Origin of the sequence: Streptomyces sp. SudanB25_2051 (genome assembly GCF_964272635.1) — a bacterium.
GTDB lineage: Bacteria > Actinomycetota > Actinomycetes > Streptomycetales > Streptomycetaceae > Streptomyces.
In genome coordinates this window covers 2,100,590-2,115,101 of sequence record NZ_OZ186787.1, presented here as the reverse complement: position 1 = coordinate 2,115,101, position 14,512 = coordinate 2,100,590, and the positions used below count along the sequence as shown (strand labels likewise).

Genomic DNA, 14,512 nt, shown 5'->3' with positions numbered 1-14,512 from the left:
ACTCGCCGGTGAGGAAGTCGCGCTCGTACGCCCGTACCTGCTGGCCTGGGAGGAGCGCGTACGGACCCGTTCAATGATCGTCGCTCCCCACCTGCCGGCTGACGCCTGCTCGACCCTTCTGGGGGCCCACGGATGAAGCCTCGCCGACAGCCTTACACCACCACCGTTGCCATCCCCTACCGATCCACCGCATGCCGGATCGGCACACACCGCACGTGCGCGGATGCTTCCCCGCTGTTGCCGTCGGTCGACATCCCCGTGGTGTACGAGACGTGCGGCTGCCTGTGCCACTCAACGCCCGACCGGTTCGCGTGCGCGGGAGTGGAACAGTGATCGACCGCACCTCCAGGAGAGCGCCGGCCGCCAGCATCGAGGTGTCCGCGGCCACGGTGCGGCGCGGTGACGTCATAGAACTCGGGGGACTGTTCTGCCGAGTGCAGGACCTCTTCCAACTGCCCCACGGCGCCAAGCAGCTGATCTTCGAGTCCGGCGAGCTGCTGACGATGCACGCGCGTACCCGGCTCGTCGCCGTCCGGATGGTGGGAAGGCGGTGACCGGGCCCGTGGCCTCGCGCCATCACGAGATTGCCGACGACCTCCGGAACCAGATCACGACCGGCCACATCAAGCCCGGTGAACGCCTACCGTCCGAGGCTGCCCTGGCGAGCGGATACAGGGTGAGCACGGTGACCCTGCGCCGCGCTCTCGCGGTCCTCCAGGGCGAAGGACTCGTCGAGAAGATCCACGGCAAGGGCAACTTCGTCCGTCGTCCACTTCGCAAGATCATGTACGTCGGGGGATGGGGGACGCTGGACCCGTGGACGGCCGCTGAAGCGGCCCTGCACGTCACCGTGCGCTGCGCCACGGTCCGGGCGCATGGAGACATGACGGCCCTGCTGAAGGTGCCGGCGGGAAGCCCCCTGGCAGAGTTCGTCTGCGTCAGCCACGAGGGGGACGCACCGCATGGACTGGCACGCATTTACATCCCGCAGGACCTGGCACCGGCCGGTGTACTCGACGACGAACCACTGCGCCGCGAGGCGGTCACGAGATTCGCCGTCCTCAGCCTGCCGCCGGCTGCTGTCCGGGAGACGGTTTGTGCTCGCCCACCGACACCGGTCGAAGTATCGACCCTCCGGACCAATTCCACCGCGCCGGTCCTCGCGATCACACGTGTGGCCACCGACTCCACCGGGCGGGTCGTCGAAGCCGCGTTCCTGGTGTTCCCGGGAGACCGCGTCGATGCCGTCTTCACCACCCACGCCATGACCGATGAGAGGCAGACGCGAGCATGACCACAGCGAACGAACTACGACTCCTCCCGTGGTCCGGCCCGGACGGCAAGCCCTGCTACCTGAGCACTGACGACAGGGACAGCTACATGTCCCGCCTGGCCGACAACATCGAAGCGGTCCAGCTGGGCACGGCAGCCGACCTGCTGAACGAGGCCGAGGAAACCCTCGGCGCCGGAGAGGCAGGCGCGGAAGCCCTGCGCCACCTGGCACAAGAACTGACCGCAACCCTGCGAGACGTACTCCGCGTCGCAACCAGCCGAGGACATCGCCTGGCTGTGAGCGAGCCGCACCACCTCTGACGGTCGGCGCACGGCGACGGCTGCAAGCCGACTTCTGTTCTACCTCAATGGGGAGAGGCGCCCAAGCCATGGCTTGGGCGCCTCTCTTCATGTCTCCTTACGGAGGAGCAGTGCCGCGACGCCGACCACAGGGCGCCGGGGGTAACCGTGACTGACCGCTTCACCCGGCCCGGTCGTGGCAAGAACCTCAGCCAACGACAGCCAGCCACGATGGCGGGCGCGCCGACCGATCAGGCGCGCGTGTGCCTCGCTGCACCCCCACCGGCCTCAGCCACGCTGCCGCGTTGTTGCCGGCCAGCCCCTCCGCGACGCGCGGAGGGGCACACGGCTCCGGAGGCCGCTTCATTCCTAGGCGTCCGTCCTGGTCAGAGCCATACGAAAGCGAGTATGACAAGTCCTCGTCCACGAATGGGCCACAGACTCGAAGACTGGCCTCTGGTGACTGACTGCACGATGAACCTTGCTTCTACTGCTACCTAGGCCTCATCACTTCATTGCCCTTCGTCTGGCAACCAGAGATCGGGTCCGAGACGGCGGAGGCGTTCTCGACGATCCTCATAACCGGGCATAGCTCGTTCGACCAGCCGCCAGAAATCCTTGCTGTGGTTACCTCGCTGTAGGTGGGCCAGTTCATGTACGAGCACGTAGTCGATCAGCGTGGGTGGCAGCTGCATGGTGGCCCAGTGAATGTTGACCCGGCCATCACGCGAGCAAGACCCCCACCGATAGCCCAGTGGCTGCACTCGCAGGCCGCTCATTTTTGCGCCCATTCGGGACGCCCAAGGTTCGATACGGCGGCCCAGCCAGGTCTCGCCTACACGGCGATACCAGCGAACCAACTCTCGGGCACCGTCGCCCTGCCCCAACTCCAGCCGACCACGGATCAGCCGTACCTCTTTTCCCGGTTCGACGATCCGCAGCCGATAGGACCGACCGAGGTAGGGGAAACCCTCCCCATCCACGTACTCCCTGGCAGGCCTACTCTCGCCGAGCTCTCGGCGCTCGGCGAGCTTGCCGTACAGCCAGGAGCGCTTGGCCTCGACCATTTTGATCAGTTCGCTGCGCGAGATCTGTGGCGGGGCGACCGCTGTAACCGAGGCGTCCCGCTCAACGGTGAGGCGCACGGTTGTACGACGGTCGCTGACCGACACGGCGATCTCAAGATCGCCGACACGCAACACTCTTGGGAAAGTGTTCACGGTCACCAGCATGCCAGGCTCAGTGCCGAGGGATACGCTGCCGGTTGTGCTTGATCACATCCAGGAGCTTGCCGGCGAGCTGGTCAAGCTGTTGATAGTCCCCTAGCTCATGCTGGTACAACAGGTTGAAGATGCCGAGCCGGAAATCCTCTTGGTCTACTCGTTTCATCCAGAAGTCGCGGCGGTGGATGGTCTGCGTCGCCGCCTGGTGGACCTGACGTGCGGCGCTGACGTAACGCCGATCCTGCGCCTCTTCAGCCGAGGTGGCCAGCTCGCTCAAAATTAGGCCGTACAGCCTAGATTCAACTTCACTGAGGCCATGAGGGTTCTCCTGCGGCTTCTCTGTGATCTCGGTAAGTAGGTTGCGCAGGGCCAGCGCCTGCTGATCCCAGTCGTCCTTGAGTTCGATGAGTATCTGCTCTAGACGCTCGCTCAGCAGCTGGTAGCGTGCTGGGTCCTCACCGCGGTGCACAATAATGTGGTGCCGAATGGCGTGCTCCATCTCATTGGCCTTCGCCCGAGAGCCGCCGGTCATTGCTTCGACCCGCTCCGCAAAATTCGACGCTGTCAACGCGATGGGTGGGAGCTGCTGTTCTATGCCTAGCGAGGTGATGTGCTCATCAATCAGTTCCCGGATCTTCGCTCCATAGGCTCCGGGGTCGAAATGGCCGTCATCGACCCGGTAGCGCCGCGTTGCGGTGACTTTGATGACCATGAACCGCTTCAAATCTGGCAGATACGGCTTTGCTGCAGGATCAGGCAGCACAGTGTTGACTGTCTTGGCGAACCGGGTCAGTTCAGCGTTGAACCGGTCCCGCATTTCGGGATCGACCAATTCCTGAACGCAGCGCTCAATGTCCTCAGGGTCTCGGAATATAATCCGCAGCCGCTGGCATTGAGGGTTTAGTTTATTAATTTCGGTGCGAACGTCTCGCAAGGCCTCTGCCACGTCGGCACTATCGTCGGCCTCGAAATCTTCGGAGGCAAAGATTCGCAGGGCTTCGACCAAGTTCTGCGCCACGCCACGGTAGTCGACGACCCAGCCGCACTCTTTGCGGTCGGCGGTGCGGTTGACCCTGGCCACCGCTTGGAGCAGATCGTGTTCGGCGAGCTTCCGGTCAAGGTACATGACCTGTTCAATTGGCGCATCAAACCCTGTGAGAAGCATCGACTTCACGATAATGAAGCCGATGTCGTTCTCTCCAAAAGGTCGGACGAAGCCCTCAATTCGAGCTTTCTGCTTGTTTTCGTCCGTCCACTCGGCGTACCGGTGCTCGTCTTCAGCATCTCCCTTGGAGATTACCGGGACAAAGTCCATCCGCTTGAGCAAGTCTAGGTGAGCGTGCGCCCTCACCAACCGCGCCTGAGTGGGGCGCAGCTCTTCGGCCGACCTGCGAAGCACAGCCCCAGAAAGTTTCCCCGCCGCGGCTACGAGCTCGTCGCGGGCGGCGATTAGCGCCTCGCGGTAGCGCAGGGTGGCGTCCCGATCGCGCGCTACTACCTGCGCCTTGAAGCCCTCGGCCAACACCTTGTCCACGTAGTGCCGCAGCATGTGCTTCGCTTTGACGTCGATGAGCCGCTGTGCGGCAGAGACCTGCCCCTTGGTTGCCCAACGCCGCTGGAGCTGCTCGCGTTCTTCGTCGGTGAGGTCCTCGAACTCATCCTCGAAGATGTCGTCCAGGTCCTGGCCGTCCTGAACCGCGCCCTTGACCTTGATCCCCTCGTACAAGATTGGGACGATTACTCCGTCGTCCTCAGCCTCCCTAAGCCGGTACTTGTCGATGAACGGGCCGAACAGATCGACGCTGGTCTTCCGTAGGCCTTTCCTAGTCATGATCGGCGTGCCGGTGAAGCCGATTCTGGCCGCGTTGGGCAGCGCCTCACGCAGATTGGCGCCTAGGGAGGCAGTGTGTGAACGATGTGCCTCGTCGATCAGGACTACGATCGACTCATCGGCATTGACCTCACCTAGGGCGGTCCGCGCCGTCAGTGCCGCGCCATTGGCAGCACCGTCCTGGTTCTTCTGGATCATTACGAACACCAGGCCCGGCCCGTGCCGGCCAAGAATGGTCCTGGCGCGGGCTGCCGACTTTGCGGTGTGCACCTTCTCGCCGCTGAGATGCATGGTCGCGCTTAGCTGGTCCTGCAGCTGAGTACGGTCGGTCACCACGACGACCTTGGCGTTGGCCAGGTCGTCGCACGAGCGCAGCCTGCGTACAAGGAACGTCATGGTAAGGCTTTTGCCTGAACCCTGGGTGTGCCAGATAATTCCGCCTCGCCGATCTGCGACTCCGTCCTGCCTGCGGGTCTTGCCCGTCCGCAGGCGGTGAATGGTCTTCTCCACGGCCCGGAACTGCTGGTAGCGCGGCGCAACCTTGACAGTTCTTCCCTCATCGGTGGCCATGAACGTGACGTAGTCATGCACAATTACTAGCAGTGCGGCTGGTTCAAACACGCCGGCGACGAGGATTTCCTGTCGACTGAGCTGCTCGGCCGTCTTGCCCAGCCGCATGCCGAGCATGTCCAGAGTCAAGGGATAAGGATCGCGCCACGGTACGTAATGTTCGTAGTCTGCGGTGAATGTCCCAAGCCTGGCGTCTTCGCCGCTGGTCACGGCCGTGAGTTGCACGGTATGGAAGAGCTTTTGGTTCCCTGTACGGCGCTCGCTCTCTACCTGCTCGGCGTACTTGCGGAGCTGTCCAACCGCCTTAGCCAGGGTGCTGGTCCTAGGCTCTTTGCACTCAACTACCACCAGCGGGATGCCGTTCACGAACAGCACCACGTCTGGAACGATTTGCTCGTGTCCGCCGAGGATTTCTACGCGGAACTGGTTGACCACAGTGAACTCGTTGTTCGCCGGGTTCTTCCAGTCGACGAAGTGCACCACTTGAGTCTTGCCGCCGTCCCAGTCGGGCAGCCCCTCCACCGGGACCCCTTCGATCAGCAGCTTGGTGGCCTCCTGGTTGGCCTCTAGCAGGCTATGCGTAGAAATTCGGGACAGTGCATTGATCACCGAGCTGATCCGGGCATCATCCAGCCACTGTGCACCGTGCTGGTCCCGATTGATCCGACTGAGCGCGGTTCGTAGCTTGTTCTCAAGCAGCACTTCGTGGAAGCTGTTCCGCCCTGACCTTGCGGGGTGCCGCGGGAGCACCGCCTCGACGGGAGCGCCCTCCAAATGGTCCCAACCCATCCCCTTGAGCTGTTCGACCAGAGGACGTTCAACCAACGTGTACTCCAGCTCACTCACTGCGCTCCCACCCCGATCTTCCCCGACCATCACTACCAGGCCCCCCAGGCAGGCAGTCTTAAGTGTTCATTTAGGTGCAGTTCCGGCTCACTCGGCTCAGATAGAGCCTATAGGCGTGTCACTACGGATTCCGCATCCGAAACCCTCACGCGGCCTGCTAGTAGATCCTCCGTGAGTCCCTGTTTGAGCTGAAGCAACTTTTTTAGCTCCGCGTCCAGGCCGTCCGAAAGATTTTCGCACTCCTCCAGGGCATTTACGATTTTTTGCTGCTGTGCCATATCAGTTGGCAACTCAATGCATGTTCGCCGAAGGTTGGTTGGGTTGATGTTCACTTGGTGAACTCCTGGTGTCGCCAATCTGCGGATCCGCTGCTGAATGGCAGGATGATTTAGCCAGCGTACTAGGTATTCAGGAAGGATCCTTTTTCTGTTCACGTTGAGGCGGACTAGGTAAGACGCGAAAGTAGCTTCAGGCAACTCATTCCGCCAGATAGACGTCCGCCCTACTTGGTCGAAACTGTTGGTCCGATTGAATAGGACATCTCGATCACGAAGGTGTAGATGTCTTGGGACTGGTTCGTTCGCGTATTTTACTTCGTGTAGTTTGATGCGTCCGCTTGCTAGATTGTTCATTCGCAGGGTAGGTACCCCTCCTTCTTCGATACTAAGCGAAGTCGAAATGCCATATTCGGCAGAAGGTACCACTTCGGCTAGTGGAATGAGCTCCCAATCTGTGCTAGGGAGTGAGGCATTTGGTTGTACTGGAATCAAGCTCGCGGCAAGGGATGTAGAAAGTGTCCTGCTCTTATCAGTAGCCTTCTTGGCTTGATGGATCCGGAAATCAAGGGCATCGAGGATCTCTATGATTCGCTCCTGCTCCTCGCGGAGCGGGAGGTTAACCTTGATTCGTCCGAAATCTCTGTACCGAACTGCTCCGCGCCTGTCGACGGAGGCCTGCTCGTGTACGCCGTATGCCGATACCAGCTCGGGTGACTTCAGCACGCGGAAAAGATATTGGGGAAGAACTTCCTCTGTGCACGAGAAAACAGTGTAGATGGGGCTCACGCACGCCACATCGAAACTCGCCTGAAGGCCGATTGATCCCTCGGCTAGATGATTGGTCGCATAAGCGAACCAGTTGGCGTGTACTACCTTGTAGTCTGAGATGTCTTCGCTGTAGATTTTACGGCCTTTAAAGTACTCATCCGAGGGAACCAGGCCGTGATACTTGGTCGAGGAGAGAACTGGAATCTGGCGGAGGGCGCCGACCCTGTTATTTCGTTCGACTGTGATTTCTCGCAGCGAGAACTGCCGCCAGCCTCCAGGTAGATTATTCATACCCAAGCTCCTTCAGACGGGACGCAATCTGCTTCGCGGCTGCTTCACGCTGGGCTTCTAGCTGACGCAATGTGACGGCGTACTTGTCGGCCCAGGTGTGGAATGCGGATTCCAAGAGGCGGCGGGCAGCGGCGATGCGGGAGTCGAGGCGGGTTGTAAGTTGGGTCCGAAGGACTGCGAGCACCAGGTCGCGACTCTGCTTGCTGTCCAGGCTCAGGGCTGCCATGCGTAGCCGGGGCATGAAGTCGCCTTCCAACCCACTGACCTTTTTGCGAGCGGCTGTAACGTCAGACTTGAGCTTCTTAAGCTCGTCGGCCGACATCTGAGCTTCCGATGCTTCGGCGTCTTCCTCTTCGTCTTCGCTCGGTTTGGTCGTGACCGCTTTGTATTCGGCGTTCAGTTCGGCGTATCGCGCCTCGGCCTTCTCTAGCTCGGCCACATAGTCGGGGATGAGTGCCGGGACGACACGGTGGTTGCGCGCTTTACGCTTCTCGGCAGCGATCTTCTGCTTGTCCCAGTATTCGGCTTCTTCTTCATCTAGCATGAATGCCGACTCGACTGTGGTGATCCAGCCCTCGACCACGCCCTCGAATCCGCGTGTGGCGAGGGTCTTAATGTCGTACTGCGTCTCGTCCCACCATGCCGCGACCACGCCGGCCAGCTCGAATTGGTCCAACATGCCTAGTGGGCGCAGCTCGTTCACAAACGATGCCAACAGGTCGGCCCGGATTTCCATCACTGTTCGAGAGGCGGGCAACTCGACTAGGCGCTTACTGTGCCGCTCCCACCAGTAGGCAAACGCGTCGCGTAGTCGCGTCTCGGCGGGCTCGGCGAAAGCAGGAAGACGTTTCGCCGTTTGCTGCCAACCTTCTGAGAGGAAGGCGTAGTAATTAGCGTCCTGCTCCGCGAACAGGGTAGCGGGGTCGATACCGAATGCCTGGAAAAGGCTGGCTTTAGCGTCCACCTCGGCTTTGGGAACGCCCCCATGGAGGTGGGCGCGGACGTCCTGGGGTTCGGGAGGCGGAGTGTTGTCGACGTAGCGCCGAATATTGAGATTGAAGTCGTTTTCCCGCAACTCGGCAACGTCCACGACGCGGGAGAAATCAGCGATGTCGCGGTAATCCCGGTAGGCAGAGATAATCTTTTCAGCGTGCTGTGGGCTGAGGTAGTTCTGCGCGCGGCCGGCGGTAAACTCGCGGTCGGCGTTGATAAACAGCACCTTGCCGCGTCGCTCCTTGGGCCGAGGCTCCGTGCCTCGCAAGATGAGGATACAGGCGGGGATGCCAGTTCCGTAGAAGAGATTCGGCGCTAGGCCGATTACCGCTTCCAGCCGGTCGTCCTTGATAATGCCTTCGCGGATTTCCTTTTCTTTGCCGCCACGGAACAGCACGCCGTGAGGCATGACGGTAGCGCCAACCCCGTCGGGTGTGAGTACGGCGAGCACGTGCTGAGCGAACATTAGGTCCGCCTTTTTACCGGTCTCTGGAGCGAGTCCGTATGTGAATCGCTCAATATGCTCCATGCCAGCGAGGGAGTAGTTCTGCGAGAACGGCGGATTGGTCAAAACCCGGTGGAAGCGCATCAACTCGCCATTTTCCTTGTGTAGCGGATTGGCGAGGGTGTCGTCGTTCTCCAAGCTTGCGTTGAGTACGCCATGCAGGATCATGTTCATCTTCGAGACGGCCCAGGTGCCGCCGTTGTACTCCTGGCCGGCCAGAGTCAGGTCACGGTGATCAAGCCCGCGCTCCTCGATGTACTCCTTAGCGTGAATTAGCATGCCGCCCGAGCCTGAGCAAGGGTCATAGACACGCATCCCAGGTTCTGGCTTGACAAGGCGGACCATCATACGGACAACGCCACGTGGTGTGTAAAATTCACCGCCCTTCTTGCCCGCAGAGTCTGCGAACTCGCCAATGAGGTACTCGTATGCTGCACCCAACAGGTCGGGGAACTCGAAGTCGTCGTTGCGGAGTCGATAGCGGTCGAAGTGGTCGATGAGCTGCTGGAGACGTTTGTCGGGGATTGTCGACTGCCCGACCTTCCGCGTGAAGTCGATATGCTCGAGGACACCTTCAAGCGCGGCAGAGTTGGCCAGCTCTAGTTCGTGTAGCGCCTTGTTGAGTAGGCTACCTGTACCCTTTTGACGGGAGTTGTCCTTAATGTACTGCCAGCGAGCCTTCTCGGGAACGTAGAAGCTCTCGCCGCGGTAGAAGTTAGAGGCATTCGCCATCTGCTCGGCCTCTTGACGGGACTTCCCCTCTCCTGTCCACCTCTTGATCAGCTGCTCGCGGACCACATCGAACTGGTCGGAGGCGCGCTTCAGGAAGAGCATCCCGAAGATGTACTCCTTGAACTCTGAGGCGTCCATCTTGCCGCGGAGGATGTCCGCAGCCCCGAAGAGATGCCGTTCTAGCTGCGGCAACGTAAGCTTCGCCACTCTGGTGGCCTCTCCCTTGGGTGATCTTTTGCTGACCGTGAACAGTGTCGCAGGTCGGGCGCACGGTGTGCAGGAGTAATGGGTATCTGACGTGGTGACTGCGATCCCCCCGTGGTGCTGGCAGCCGGTGGTTTTGCACCCCTTTGTTGACGCTTGTCCATGCTGTTGGACCCGGCCACTGTGGTGTAAGTCGACGGGCTCAGGTCGAGGCAACCTTCAGCGTGCCTACGTGAAAAGGGCGGCGTAGCGGGTTTGGCCGGTGGCCTGCCCGGTCTGGGGTCGAGCATGATCAGGGGGCCGTACGCTGGTTGGCAACTCGGGCAGGCTTTGGACCTGCCCGCAATGTGCACGAGTGGCCCCCTGGTCTTGCTCGACGCGGGACCCGGACCGGGGAGGTGGCTAAAGCCGTGGAGCCGACCGCCCCAGCCACGACGTACCCCTTCTCTGGCATCAGGTGGCTGATCGCTGTGCGCGCGGCACGGGCGCCGGCCGGGCTGGAGCGGGGCGGAGACAGGAGCGCAGGCCTGGCCGGGGGCCGGGCCGCGCGCGGTGAGCGGAGCGAGCCGCCTTGATGAAGTAGAGAAAGTCTTATCCCGCGGTGATGAGCCGCTTCCCGTCGTGGCTTCGTACGTGGGGGCCGTTGCCGTCCAGGGCGTCCAGGAGCCTGATGGCGTAAACCTCGGCCATGCGCTCGCTGACCTCCTCAGGGGTGAGCCAGTCGACGGCCGTCGACTCGCTCGACGTGCGCTCGGTGCCGCCGGAGGGCTTGCAGCGGAAGACCAGGGCCACGATGCCTCGCGTCGTGTTCTTGTAGACGCCGGTCAACTCGTCCACCTCGACGTAGATGCCCGTCTCCTCCAAGACCTCGCGGGCTACGCCGGCCTCGGGGGTCTCGTCGAGTTCGAGCACTCCGCCCGGGAGCTCCCAGGTGCCGTTGTCGGCGCGGCGAATTGCCAGGAGCCGCCCGTCCTCACGCACGACCACCCCGGCTACGGACACCGAGTGCAACGGTGCGGGCGTGGCTCCCTGTGATTCACTCATGTACAGGAGCATAGGAGGCTGAGAAGGACGATGGGAACCGCAGTAGGAGGTGAGAGGGCCGTACCTCGGTACGTGCAGATCGCCGACGAGATCGTGCAGCAGATCCGGGCCGGGGTCCTCAAGCCCGGCGACATGGTGCCGAGTGAGTCCGAGCTGGTCGACCGCTACGGGGTCTCGGGCGGCACGATCCGCAAGGCAATGGCCGAGGTGCGCGCGAGCGGGCTGGTGGAGACCCGGCACGGCAAGGGCTCGATCGTGAAGGACCGGCCGCCGGTGCGGCACCGCTCCTCCGACCGCTTCCGCCGCTCGCACCGGCGGGGCGGCAAGGCCGCCTACCTCGCCGAATCGGCGCAGTCCGGCGCCACCGCCAAGGTCAGTGTCCTGTTCATCGGGCCCATGGAGGCGCCCGAAGACGCCGCCCGACGCCTGGGTGTCGATGTCGGCGCGCAGGTGCTCGCCCGGCGTCGCCTCTACTTCCGCAACGGCACTCCGGTGGAGACGGCCACCTCCTACCTCCCGTGGGATGTGGTGAAAGAGATCCCGGAGCTGTTCGCCGAGAACCCTGGCGGCGGTGGCATCTACGCCCGGCTCGAAGACCACGGGCATGAGTTCGCCGAGTTCGTCGAGACGCTTCAGGCGCGGCCGGCCTCCAAGGCGGAGGCGTCCGAGCTGGCGCTCAGCCCCGGTTCCGCGGTGGTCCATCTGGTCCGTGAGGCTCGTACGACCGAAGGGCGTGTGGTCGAGGTCTGCGACACGCTCATGGCGGCTGACCAGTTCGTTTTCGAGTACCGCATTCCTGCCGCCGACTGACACCACATCAACTCATCACAACCCGCCGAGACTTCCGGGTCGCGGCGGGTTGACTCATGTACAGGAGTACTGCACTCTTCTTCATGTCACTCATGTACACGAGTGGCGGAGATCCGCACCTGTAGAGGAGTGCTCTGTCATGCGTCAGATCCCCGTCGACACCTCCAGCGCCGTCGTGATGGTGGCCAAGGCCCCGCAGCCCAAGGTGAAGGACCGCCGGACCGGCGAGATCGCCTTGGACGCCGAGACCGGCGCGAAGCTGATGACCGTGGACGTGATGTTCGCGGCGAACAACGAGGTGGAGATTCTTTCCCTCACCGTCCCCGAGACCGGCGTCTCCGAGGAGCTGGCCATAGGAACCCCGGTCGCGCTCACGGGGCTCGTCGCGCGGCCGTGGGAGAACGAGTTCAACGGCCAGAAGCGGCACGGGATCGCCTTCCGCGCGGTCGCGGTGACCTCCCTGGCCGCCGCGGGCGCGGCCTCGAAGGCGGCCTGAGCCGTGACGTGGCCGACGGTGTTACTGCTGGTGGTCGTCGCTACCGCGGGTCTCCTGCGGTGGCGGCGCCCCGCCTGGTACTGGCTGACCTTCGGGGTCACCCTCGCCGTCCTGCGGGTCCTCTTCCACTACGCCTCGGTCATGGACGCCTGCGGCCTGACGGTTCCGCCGCCACGCTGGCGCCTGGCCCTCGCACGGATGACGAACCGGATGGCGCCGGACTCCCGCCCGCCGCGCATCCTGCGGCTGCGTCCCACCCGCACAGGGCTGGTCCTCCGGCTCAAGCTCCGTCCGGGGCAGGATGCCTTCGACGTCGCCGCCGCCTCGGACCGGCTGCGCCACTCGTTCGGCATGTACGGCGTGACCTCCCGCGAGCTGCGCTCCGGCGTGGTCGAAGTGCGGATGACCGGCTACGACGTGCTCAAGCGGGTGCAGATGCCCGCCCGGCTCGACACCAGCCCGATGTGCGTCCCGGTCGCCCTCCGGGCGGACGGCTCTGTCCACTACCGCGACTACCGAGCCGTTCCGCACGGCCTGACCCTGGGGGCGACCGAGTCCGGCAAGTCCGTCTACCAGCGCAACCTCGTCGCCGGCCTCGCCCCGCAACATGTCGCCCTGGTCGGCATCGACTGCAAGCAAGGCGTGGAGCTGTTCCCGCTGGCACGCCGGTTCTCCGCGCTCGCCGACAACCCGGACACCGCCCTGGAGCTGCTGGAAGCGCTCGTCACGCACATGCAGGAGGTGTACCAGCTCATCCGTGCTGAGCAGCGGATCAGTGTCGCGGTGCCGGATGCGGAGATCGCCGCCGACATCTGGGACCTGCCCGAAGACCGCCGCCCGGTGCCGGTGGTGGTCCTGGTCGACGAGGTCGCCGAACTCGCCCTGTACGCCTCCAAGGAGGAAGAGAAGCGCCGGGACCGCATCATCACGGCCCTGGTCCGCCTCGCCCAGCTCGGCCGTGCCGCCGGCATCTACCTGGAGATCTGCGGGCAGCGCTTCGGCTCCGAACTCGGCAAGGGCATCACCATGCTCCGCGCCCAGCTCACCGGCCGCACCGCCCACCGCGTCAACGACGAGACCAGCGCGAACATGGCCTTCGGCGACATCGCCCCGGACGCTGTCCTGGCCGCCATCCAGATCCCCGCTGAGACCCGCGGGCTCGCCATCTCCGGGGACTCCTCCGGCGGCTGGCACCGCATCCGCGCCCCGCACACCTCTCTGCGTCAGGCCGTGAACCTCTGCAACAAGTACGCCGACCGCACTCCCGACGTGCCCGCCCTCGCGCCATTCCGGCCCGCGGTCGCCGCGCTGCCGTCGGCACGGGTACCGCTGTCCAAGACGGCACCCGCCACCGCCTGACCCACGCCCACCGCCCCGGTCGGCGCGACCGTTTCGCGCCAGGTCCCTACCCCTCCCATGCCGGAAACCGGAGGTGAACCCGTGGACGCCCGTGAGGACTTCCAGCGCACGGTTCAGCTACTCAGCGCCCTGGCCCTGTACGCCCACACCTTCGGCGCCGACCCTGACTTCGTCGACGCCGTCGGCCCCGCCCTGGCCGTCTCCCTGCCCGAGCCGCCGCCCGACGCCTTCCCGTCCCGCTGCGACCCCCACGACGGCCCCCAGCACCCCGGCGGGCAGCCGTGACGACCCGCTTCCGCGTGGACGCCGTGCTCGTCCAGGCCGTCATCGCCGGAGCGTTGTCCTTCGCCCACCTGCACGACCTCGCCGCCGCTGCCGGACAGGACGGCTGGAAGGCCTGGGCGTACCCCGTCTCGGTGGACCTGCTCCTGGTCGCCGCCTGGCGCCGGCTGCGTACCGACGGGCCGTCCCGGTTGGCCTGGTGCTGGTTCCTCATCGCCCTGGTCGCCTCCCTCGGCGCCAATGTCGCCACCGCCGGGCTCCTCGACCTGGGGAACGTCCCGGCCTGGCTGCGCATCCTCGTCGCGGCCTGGCCCGCCCTGGCCTTCATGGGCGGCACCCTCCTCGCCCACGCAACCGCGGACCGACCCTCGGCTCCGCCGACACCATCCACCCCGGACCCGGCGCCCGCGCCCGTAGGGGACTTCGACCCGGCCACCGACCAACCCGCCACCGCCGAGCCGGACCCGGCAACCGAGTCCGCCGCGGCCCTCTGCCCCGAGGAACTGCCCCTCCTGCCCGCCACCGCGCCGCCCCCGGCTGCCTCGGCGGTGCCGGTGCCGGCCGCGCTGGTCGACCACGCGCGCAAGGTCGCCGCCGACCACGAGGAAAGGACCGGCGCCCCCATCGACGTCGAGACCCTGCGCGCCCGCCTCGGCGTCCCGCCCCAGCTGGCCGACGCCATCGCCGCCCGACTCGCCTGACACGAAA

Annotated in this window: 13 protein-coding genes; 8 read left to right on the top strand and 5 right to left on the bottom strand. The window is 64.0% G+C overall.

Annotated elements, in window-relative coordinates:
* Window positions 1–332: 332 nt before the first annotated feature.
* The 3 genes from ACSUPT_RS09325 to ACSUPT_RS09315 are packed head-to-tail and all read left to right on the top strand — an operon-like array spanning window position 333 to window position 1,593.
* A complete protein-coding gene (locus tag ACSUPT_RS09325) occupies window positions 333–554 on the top strand; it encodes a hypothetical protein (RefSeq protein ID WP_436946186.1) in 222 nt (73 codons plus the stop codon).
* Window positions 551–1,294, top strand: a complete 744-nt coding sequence (locus tag ACSUPT_RS09320) for a GntR family transcriptional regulator (protein WP_436944038.1) — start codon at window positions 551–553, stop codon at window positions 1,292–1,294. The genes ACSUPT_RS09325 and ACSUPT_RS09320 overlap by 4 nt, the downstream gene beginning before the upstream one ends.
* The gene (locus tag ACSUPT_RS09315; RefSeq protein WP_436944037.1) at window positions 1,291–1,593 is read left to right on the top strand and encodes a hypothetical protein; all 303 of its coding nucleotides are present in this window, start codon (window positions 1,291–1,293) and stop codon (window positions 1,591–1,593) included. The genes ACSUPT_RS09320 and ACSUPT_RS09315 overlap by 4 nt, the downstream gene beginning before the upstream one ends.
* Before the next feature lie 491 nt (window positions 1,594–2,084).
* Here ACSUPT_RS09315 and ACSUPT_RS09310 read toward each other — a convergent pair whose 3' ends face one another.
* From ACSUPT_RS09310 to ACSUPT_RS09290, 5 genes are all read right to left on the bottom strand, one after another.
* Entirely contained in the window at window positions 2,085–2,804 is a 720-nt protein-coding gene (locus ACSUPT_RS09310) for a M48 family metallopeptidase (RefSeq protein ID WP_436944036.1), read from the bottom strand.
* A 7-nt stretch (window positions 2,805–2,811) separates the two neighbouring features.
* Window positions 2,812–6,042 (bottom strand): type I restriction endonuclease subunit R, encoded by a 3,231-nt coding sequence (locus ACSUPT_RS09305; RefSeq protein WP_436944035.1) that lies wholly within the window; start codon window positions 6,040–6,042, stop codon window positions 2,812–2,814.
* A gap of 107 nt (window positions 6,043–6,149) precedes the next feature.
* Complete coding sequence (locus ACSUPT_RS09300; RefSeq protein WP_436944034.1) at window positions 6,150–7,379, bottom strand: restriction endonuclease subunit S; 1,230 nt, start codon at window positions 7,377–7,379, stop codon at window positions 6,150–6,152.
* Window positions 7,372–9,816, bottom strand: a complete 2,445-nt coding sequence (locus ACSUPT_RS09295; protein WP_436944033.1) for an N-6 DNA methylase — start codon at window positions 9,814–9,816, stop codon at window positions 7,372–7,374. The genes ACSUPT_RS09300 and ACSUPT_RS09295 overlap by 8 nt, the downstream gene beginning before the upstream one ends.
* A 588-nt stretch (window positions 9,817–10,404) precedes the next feature.
* Window positions 10,405–10,869, bottom strand: coding sequence for an NUDIX hydrolase (locus tag ACSUPT_RS09290; RefSeq protein ID WP_031130310.1), 465 nt, complete (start codon window positions 10,867–10,869; stop codon window positions 10,405–10,407).
* Window positions 10,870–10,887: 18 nt separating this feature from the next.
* Here ACSUPT_RS09290 and ACSUPT_RS09285 point away from each other — a divergent pair, with 18 nt between their 5' ends.
* The 5 genes from ACSUPT_RS09285 (at window position 10,888) to ACSUPT_RS09265 (ending at window position 14,505) form a co-directional block, all read left to right on the top strand.
* Window positions 10,888–11,667, top strand: a complete 780-nt coding sequence (locus ACSUPT_RS09285) for a GntR family transcriptional regulator (protein WP_031130309.1) — start codon at window positions 10,888–10,890, stop codon at window positions 11,665–11,667.
* A gap of 139 nt (window positions 11,668–11,806) precedes the next feature.
* A complete protein-coding gene (locus ACSUPT_RS09280; protein ID WP_436944032.1) occupies window positions 11,807–12,163 on the top strand; it encodes an SCO3933 family regulatory protein in 357 nt (118 codons plus the stop codon).
* 3 nt (window positions 12,164–12,166) lie between these two features.
* Complete coding sequence (locus ACSUPT_RS09275; RefSeq protein WP_436944031.1) at window positions 12,167–13,522, top strand: FtsK/SpoIIIE domain-containing protein; 1,356 nt, start codon at window positions 12,167–12,169, stop codon at window positions 13,520–13,522.
* Between the two features lie 81 nt (window positions 13,523–13,603).
* Window positions 13,604–13,807 (top strand): hypothetical protein, encoded by a 204-nt coding sequence (locus ACSUPT_RS09270; protein ID WP_436944030.1) that lies wholly within the window; start codon window positions 13,604–13,606, stop codon window positions 13,805–13,807.
* Window positions 13,804–14,505: a DUF2637 domain-containing protein gene (locus ACSUPT_RS09265; RefSeq protein WP_436944029.1), complete on the top strand. Its 702-nt coding sequence runs from the start codon at window positions 13,804–13,806 to the stop codon at window positions 14,503–14,505. Before ACSUPT_RS09270 ends, ACSUPT_RS09265 begins: the two co-directional genes overlap by 4 nt.
* The last annotated feature ends 7 nt before the right edge of the window (window positions 14,506–14,512 follow it).

What these genes read in the sequence shown, in the direction of transcription:
- ACSUPT_RS09315 (WP_436944037.1), top strand. Translation starts at nt 1,291, where the DNA reads ATGACCACAGCGAACGAACTACGACTCCTCCCGTGGTCCGGCCCGGAC.
- ACSUPT_RS09310 (WP_436944036.1), bottom strand. Translation starts at nt 2,804, where the DNA reads ATGCTGGTGACCGTGAACACTTTCCCAAGAGTGTTGCGTGTCGGCGAT.
- ACSUPT_RS09300 (WP_436944034.1), bottom strand. Translation starts at nt 7,379, where the DNA reads ATGAATAATCTACCTGGAGGCTGGCGGCAGTTCTCGCTGCGAGAAATC.
- ACSUPT_RS09290 (WP_031130310.1), bottom strand. Translation starts at nt 10,869, where the DNA reads ATGCTCCTGTACATGAGTGAATCACAGGGAGCCACGCCCGCACCGTTG.
- ACSUPT_RS09285 (WP_031130309.1), top strand. Translation starts at nt 10,888, where the DNA reads ATGGGAACCGCAGTAGGAGGTGAGAGGGCCGTACCTCGGTACGTGCAG.
- ACSUPT_RS09280 (WP_436944032.1), top strand. Translation starts at nt 11,807, where the DNA reads ATGCGTCAGATCCCCGTCGACACCTCCAGCGCCGTCGTGATGGTGGCC.